The organism is Streptomyces sp. NPDC001093 (genome assembly GCF_040298985.1).
Lineage (GTDB): Bacteria > Actinomycetota > Actinomycetes > Streptomycetales > Streptomycetaceae > Streptomyces.
The window spans coordinates 1-6367 of sequence record NZ_JBEPBF010000243.1 but is presented as its reverse complement, the minus strand read 5'-3'; the positions used below and the strand labels follow the sequence as shown (position 1 = coordinate 6367).

Here is a 6367-nt window from a genome sequence, read left to right as displayed (position 1 = left end):
GCCGGGCCGGGCGCGGCGGCGGCGGTCAGCGCGCCGACCGCGGCCAGCACGGCCGCAGCCGCCGTGACGGAACGCGCGGGGTGGGCCGGACGTCTGGACATGGTTTCTCCTCGGAACTGTGTCGAGCAGGCGAGCGGGTGCGAGTCGTGCACCGACATCCGAGGGGCGGAACATGTACGCAAGCAGACCGTCACATCGCGTTCAGCCCAAGAAACGCATGGGCACGGGCAAAGACTTCCGCCTCCTGACTGGCACTCAGGCGGCCGTCTTCACGTGAGGGAACGGTCCTGCGCCAGGTGTGTCCGACAGGACGACCGCCGAGGTGCGCGGGCGGGAACGGGCGAAGCGGGCGCCGCCCGGGCCGGTCACTCGCCGACGGCGGTCCCAGCCCGGGCGAGCGGTGGTCACCACCTCAGCGACGGTCGATCATTGCCGTCCGCCGAACTGCCAGTCGTGGACCTCGATGCCGGCGTACCGGTCCGCGGTCAGCACGGCGCGTGCCGTCTCCGGGGCCGGTGCCCGGACCAGCGCTGCCGTACCCAGCCAGGTGCTGCCGTCGTCGGACAGCAGTGGCCCGTATGCGATCAGCTCGTCCCGGTCTGTGGGCACGGCGAGGTCGGCGGCCTGTCCCTGGCCGAGGCCGAGCACGAGGTATCGTCGGCCGCCGGTCCGCCCGCCGGGAAAGTCCCACATGGTACGCCCGAGCATGTTGCGCCATCGGCGCAGCAGCACGTCACGGTAGACACCGGCCTGGTAGCCGGGTTCGTCGAAGGCGAATGCGCGGGCGGCGGCGGGATGCGGCAGGTCGACGATGTGCAGGCTGCCGGTGGGCACTTCGCCGTCGCCGGTGAGGGTCGGACCGCGGGCGATCATCTGTTTGTCGAACCGGTCCATGTAGGACCAGTGCGCTTCCAGCAGTTCCCTGCGCAGCGCCAGGGAGCCTGGCCGATCGCGGTGGTAGCAGAAGAATTCCATGCCCGCAGTCTGTCGTTCGTGGGCCGCGGCGGCACAGCGGTTATCGGTGGGAACGATCTCGACGGATCTCGGAATCCTCGACGTGGCGATCGGTCCCAAGGAGCCGTAGGGTCCCGGGACATGAGCAGTGACGCGACCGGCGAGCAGTTGCAGGGGATGGCCAGCACTGCCGGATACGGGGAGGCGGCCGAGGCGTTGGCCGAGCAGTACGAGAGTGTGACCTTCGCCGAGGTGCACCGCGAAGTGCTGCATCTGTTCCCCTCCCGGCCGAGCAGGGTGCTGGACGTCGGGGCGGGCAGCGGGCGTGACGCGGCGGCGCTGGCTGCCCAGGGGCATCGGGTCGTCGCCGCCGAACCCACCACCGAGCTGCGCTCGTTGGGCCGGCGCCTTCATGCCGGCCGGCGGATCGAGTGGACCGATGACGCGCTGCCCGAACTCCCCGGCCTGTTCGCAGCGGGGAGCCGCTTCGACCTGATCCTGCTCACCGCGGTCTGGATGCATCTCGATGAACAGCAGCGCGAGCTCGGGATGGCCCGTCTGGCGGGCCTGCTCGCGACCGGCGGCCGGATCATCCTCTCCCTGCGCCACGGCCCGGTGCCGACGGGCCGCCGCATGTTCCCCATCACCGCGCAGGAGACGATCGACCTCGCCCGCGGGCACGGCCTGGACGTCCTCCACCACGCCCAGCGGGAGGACCCGCATGGCCGCCCGGGCGTGTCCTGGACCTATCTCGGCTTCCGGTTGGACGAGGGACGGTGCCTCGCCGAGGGCATGACCGGGCAGTGACCACGGTCATGGCTCTGCTCGTTCGTCGAGCATTCACTGCTGCTCGGCGATGAGTGCGGGCAGTTTGCGCATGTCGTGGAAGACGGTGGTACCAGGGCCTTCGAGTCGTTCGGGCGGGGTGAGCCCGCCGGCGTATCCGAAGGCACGCATGCCGGCCGCGCGGGCTGCCAGGACGCCGGGCCGGCTGTCCTCGACCACCACGCAGGCGACGGGATCGACCCCCATGTGCCGGGCGGCGTGCAGGAACAGGTCGGGGGCAGGCTTGCCATGGGCGACTTCGGTGGCACTGTAGATGCGGCCCGCGAAACGGTCGTAGAGCCCGGTACGACCGAGCGTGTGGCGCATCTTGTCATGGGAGCCGCTGGAGGCCACGCAGACCGGCAGAGCAATCGCAGCCAGCGCCTCGGGCAGTCCGTCGACGGGGGCGAGTTCGGCGTCCACGGCCTCACGGTGGAGCTGTTCGAACCGCTCCGACCAGACCGTCGCGGTCTTCTCGCCGAGCCGGGCAGCGACCTGCTCGCGGATGGCGGCGTGCGAGCGCCCGATGAAGCGGTCGACGACCTCACCCTCGGTGAGCGGCCAGCCCAACTCCGCTCCGAGGGTGACCTGGACGCGCGCCGCGATCCGCTCACTGTCGACCAGCACGCCGTCGCAGTCGAATATGACGAGCTCAATCGGCTTGATCATCCCGGCAGGATAGAACGTTGCCGATCATGGCGCGACGACGTTTCCAGGGGCGCCGCACGCCCTGCCGGTTCCCGGGGCCGACGATCCCGCGCGATCTGTACCAGTGGTTGTTCACGGACCGTCGGAGGGGTGCGTGGTCCAGGACGGCCCCATGGCACGCTCGCGCGGGCCGCGGCCGAGGGACATCGTGTGGTGATCGTGGTCGCCACGGACGGGCTCATGGACGCCGTGCTCGAGGGCGGAGCGCCGCGGCTGGACGAGCTGCGGGCGAGTGCTGTCGTGCTGGGCGTGCAGCGTGTGGCACCTCTGGGACATGCGGACGGCGGCCACGGTGCGTGGACCTGCTCCTCAGCTACGACGCACGGGGCGGCCACGGCCACCGCGACCCCGTCAGGGTGCACGAGGTCGGCAAGCGTGCCGCCGAGCTCGCCGGTGCCGCGTGTGCTGGAGGCGACCATCCCGCGCGGTCGGGTGGCGCGCCTGGAGAAGCTGGTGCGGGTGCTGGGGATCCCGCTGCGGTTCGACGCGGACGCGGTGCGCACCGCGTACACCTCACGCGCGGCCATCACCCACACCGTGGATGTCCGGCGGTTCGCGGCGCGGAAGCAGGCAGCTCTCGCCGCTCGTCGTTCGCAGGTATCGGGCACGCGCCGGCTTGCTCCGGTGATGAGGGTGCCGGTCCGGATTCCGGCCCCTGTCGGCCTCCTAGCCTCTGCCACCGGCCTTCCAGGCCGGCATGCCCGGCAGGTCCGCCTCCCGTTCGTGGGTGAGCCGGTGTTCTCCCGGGTGTTCACAGGAGGGACGCACAGAAGGGTGCTCCTACTTGGCATAGTTGTAGACGGTCGCCCGGGACACACCCAGCAGGTCGGCGATGGTCTGTGCGGCATCCCGCGAGTCGAAGTAGCCGTCCCGCTGCAACTGCCGTACGAGCGCCTTCTTGTCCTCGCGGCTCAGCGACCGGGGCGTCGCCGCGCGCTCCGCGGCGTGTGCCTCCACCGCCTGACGCAGCTCACGGGCGGTGCGGTCCCGAAGGGTCTCCAGGGGCTGCTCGCGGTGTTCGGTGTCCGTGGCCACCAGGTTGGACAGGGCGAGGGTCACCGGCGACAGCACGGACACGTCCAGGTTCAGGCAGAGAGCCGCGATGTACTCTCCCGCGGCGTTCTTGATGCCGATGGACGTGCTCTTCGCGGGGCGGCCGTCAGGGAACTGGTTGGGGTAGTTCTGAATGACACCGGGGTAGTTGGGGTCCTCGATGCGGGCCAGGCCCAGTTCCGTGGTGGAGTCCCCGACCCGACGGCCGGAGAGGCTGTTCTCGATCGCCCGGATCGCATGCTCGGGATCCCGCAGGTCGTGCAGCACCACCTCGCACAGACCCGGGAACATGCGCCCCAACGCCACGGCGATCTTCTCTGCCTCACGGATGAGGTGCTCGTCAGCCTCCGCCTCTGCCACGGAAAGCCCCCAAGAACAATTGGACCAATTTTCTATCTCTGGATGCCTACTCTAGGTGACGCTTCGTGTGTGTCCAGCGGGTGCCGGTAGGTGTCTGCCAGGGCGCTGATCGTCTGTGTCATCAGCGCCCGCAGTCCGGCGGGCGCCACGACCTCCGCCTCCGCTCCGAGCCGTAGCAGCATGCCGACGGCGTGTTCCGCGGACTCGATGGGGATGACGGCCTGGACCCGTCCGTCGGGCCCCGGCGGCCCGGCGGTGTCCTGGGCGGCACGGGCCACTGCCGGTTCCATGAGGTCGGGCAGCTGCGCCAGGATCCGTGGTGTGAGTCGTACGACCGCTTCGCCCCGGAGCCGACGGGCGTCGAAGTCGGCCAGGTAGGTCTGCCAGTGTGCGGCCAGGTCGAAGTCATGGGGGCGCTCGAAGCCGTCCTGCAGCACCTGGATCCGGAGGATCTGGGAGACGCGGTAGGTACGGATGGCTTCCCGGAGAGCCGCCACCAGGTACCAGCGGCCGGACTTGAGCACCAGCCCGTAGGGGTCCAGTGTCCGGGTCACCTCCTGGGGAGCCTTCCAGCGCCGGTAGCGGAGGCGGATACGGCGCCTGCGCCACACCGCGTCGGTGACGGCGGCCAGGTGCGGGGTCGGGTCGGATGCGGCGTACCAGCCGGAGGGGTCCAGGTGGAACCGCTGCCGTATCTCACCGGTCCGGTCGCGCAGTTCCTCGGGCAGGGCGGCCGCCAGCTTGAGCTGGGCGGTGGCCAGTACGGTCCCGAGCCCGAGGTCCGCGGCGGGCCCGGGCAGTCCGGACAGCCAGAGTGCCTCCGCCTCGTCGCGGGTCAGTCCGGTCAGGCGGGTGCGGAAGCCGTCGAGCAGTCGGTAGCCGCCGTCGTGACCGGGGTCGCCGTAGACCGGGACGCCGGCCGCGGAGAGCGACTCCATGTCCCGGTACACCGTGCGGACGGACACCTCCAGTGCGTCGGCGACCTGCTGGGCGGTCATCCGGCCGCGGGTCTGGAGCAGCAACAGGACGGACAGCAGTCGGCTCGCACGCATGACAGAAGTCTGCCGTACTCCACTGACAGTGGATGTCAGGAAAGCCGGGCTACTTTCCCGGCCGGGCGTGCGCCCCACGTACGGACGGACACGGCAAAGGACATGAGCAGATGAGCAACGCAAGCACCCGCGAGCCCGGTGTCGGGGACTTCGACTTCCTGGTGGGCACCTGGGAGGTGACGAACCGCAGGCTGGTCGCACCGCTGACCGGGAGCGCCGAGTGGGACGAGTTCCCGGCCACCGTGGTCTGTCACGGCACTCTGTTCGGCGGGGCCGCCAACCTCGACGAGATCAGCTTCCCGACCAAGGGCTTCGCCGGCCTGACGCTGCGCCTGTACGACCCCGGCCGCAAGGAGTGGTCGCTGAACTGGGTGAGCAGCCGTACGGGACTGCTGCAACCGCCTGTGGTGGGCCGGTTCGACGCGCACGGCAGGGGCGAGTTCCACGGGGACGACGCCCACGAGGGCACCCCGGTGCGGTGCCGTTTCATCTGGTCGCACATCACGCCGGGGACGGCTCACTGGGAGCAGGCCTTCTCCACCGACGGCGGGCGAAGCTGGGAGACCAACTGGACCATGGACTTCCGCCGGACCGGGGCGGCCTCGGCATGACCAGGGCTCCGGCCCCGGTGGACCTGCCGGCTCGGCCCGCCGGGAGTCTGACCGTGTGGCAGGGGGCGGCGCTGTACGTCGGCGCGGTCCTGGGCACCGGTGTGATCGCCCTTCCCGCGCTGGCCACCCGGGCGGCCGGGCCCGCCTCACTGCTCGCCTGGCTCGGGCTGGTCCTGCTGTCGGTGCCGCTCGCGGCCACGTTCGCCGCGCTGGGTGCCCGGTACCCGGACGGCGGCGGCGTCTCCACCTACGTCCGGCATGCCTTCGGCGCACGGGCGGCGGCGGTGGTCGGCTGGTGCTTCTACTTCGCCGTGCCCGCCGGTGCTCCGGCGGCGGGCATGTTCGCCGGGGCGTACGTCACGACCGCGCTCGGCGGCGGCCGGCGCACGGTGCTGGTCACGGCTGCCGTGCTGCTGGTCCTGGTGGCGGTGGCCAACGGATGCGGTCTGACGGTGTCCGGCCGTCTGCAACTCGCCCTCGCCGTGCTGCTCGTCGCGCTGTTGCTGACGGCGGTGCTGACCGCGCTGCCGCACGCCCGCCTGCGGAACCTGCATCCGTTCGCGCCGCACGGCTGGCCCGCGATCGGCTCGGCCGCGGCGCTGCTGGTGTGGAGCTTCGCGGGCTGGGAGGCCATCACCCACCTCGCCGCGGACTTCCGCCGTCCGGCGCGCGACCTGCCCCGCGCGGCCGGCGTGGCGGTGGCCGTCGTAGGCGTGCTGTACCTCGCGGTCGCCGCCACCAGCGTCCTCGTGCTCGGCCCGGCCGCCGGCACCTCCGACGCCCCGCTGGCCGAACTGCTCGCCC

General features: G+C 71.3%; 8 protein-coding genes. 3 read left to right on the top strand and 5 right to left on the bottom strand.

Annotation, left to right across the window (positions count from 1 at the left end; genetic code table 11):
* Positions 1 to 426: 426 nt before the first annotated feature.
* On the bottom strand, positions 427 to 975 hold the full coding sequence (locus ABT288_RS49065) for a YciI family protein (RefSeq protein WP_351623282.1): 549 nt from the start codon (positions 973 to 975) through the stop codon (positions 427 to 429).
* A gap of 120 nt (positions 976 to 1095) precedes the next feature.
* Here ABT288_RS49065 and ABT288_RS49060 point away from each other — a divergent pair, with 120 nt between their 5' ends.
* Positions 1096 to 1761: a class I SAM-dependent methyltransferase gene (locus ABT288_RS49060; RefSeq protein WP_351623280.1), complete on the top strand. Its 666-nt coding sequence runs from the start codon at positions 1096 to 1098 to the stop codon at positions 1759 to 1761.
* Positions 1762 to 1794: 33 nt separating this feature from the next.
* On the opposite strand, the gene ABT288_RS49055 is transcribed toward ABT288_RS49060, so the two are convergent.
* The 4 genes from ABT288_RS49055 to ABT288_RS49040 form a co-directional block, all read right to left on the bottom strand.
* The gene (locus tag ABT288_RS49055; RefSeq protein WP_351623278.1) at positions 1795 to 2448 is read right to left on the bottom strand and encodes an HAD family hydrolase; all 654 of its coding nucleotides are present in this window, start codon (positions 2446 to 2448) and stop codon (positions 1795 to 1797) included.
* A 111-nt stretch (positions 2449 to 2559) separates the two neighbouring features.
* Complete coding sequence (locus tag ABT288_RS49050) at positions 2560 to 2778, bottom strand: hypothetical protein (protein WP_351623276.1); 219 nt, start codon at positions 2776 to 2778, stop codon at positions 2560 to 2562.
* Positions 2779 to 3267: 489 nt separating this feature from the next.
* Positions 3268 to 3900, bottom strand: a complete 633-nt coding sequence (locus ABT288_RS49045; RefSeq protein WP_351623274.1) for a helix-turn-helix transcriptional regulator — start codon at positions 3898 to 3900, stop codon at positions 3268 to 3270.
* Between the two features lie 32 nt (positions 3901 to 3932).
* Positions 3933 to 4952, bottom strand: coding sequence for a helix-turn-helix transcriptional regulator (locus ABT288_RS49040; protein ID WP_351623272.1), 1020 nt, complete (start codon positions 4950 to 4952; stop codon positions 3933 to 3935).
* Between the two features lie 110 nt (positions 4953 to 5062).
* On the opposite strand from ABT288_RS49040, the gene ABT288_RS49035 reads away from it, so the two are divergent.
* Positions 5063 to 5563 carry a hypothetical protein gene (locus tag ABT288_RS49035; RefSeq protein ID WP_351623270.1) on the top strand — a complete coding sequence of 167 codons (501 nt, stop codon included), beginning with the start codon at positions 5063 to 5065 and terminating at the stop codon, positions 5561 to 5563.
* On the top strand, positions 5560 to 6367 hold an 808-nt coding region (locus ABT288_RS49030; protein WP_351623268.1), incomplete at its 3' end, for an APC family permease. The genes ABT288_RS49035 and ABT288_RS49030, both read left to right, overlap by 4 nt.

What these genes read in the sequence shown, in the direction of transcription:
- ABT288_RS49060 (WP_351623280.1), top strand. Translation starts at nt 1,096, where the DNA reads ATGAGCAGTGACGCGACCGGCGAGCAGTTGCAGGGGATGGCCAGCACT.
- ABT288_RS49035 (WP_351623270.1), top strand. Translation starts at nt 5,063, where the DNA reads ATGAGCAACGCAAGCACCCGCGAGCCCGGTGTCGGGGACTTCGACTTC.
- ABT288_RS49055 (WP_351623278.1), bottom strand. Translation starts at nt 2,448, where the DNA reads ATGATCAAGCCGATTGAGCTCGTCATATTCGACTGCGACGGCGTGCTG.
- ABT288_RS49040 (WP_351623272.1), bottom strand. Translation starts at nt 4,952, where the DNA reads ATGCGTGCGAGCCGACTGCTGTCCGTCCTGTTGCTGCTCCAGACCCGC.
- ABT288_RS49065 (WP_351623282.1), bottom strand. Translation starts at nt 975, where the DNA reads ATGGAATTCTTCTGCTACCACCGCGATCGGCCAGGCTCCCTGGCGCTG.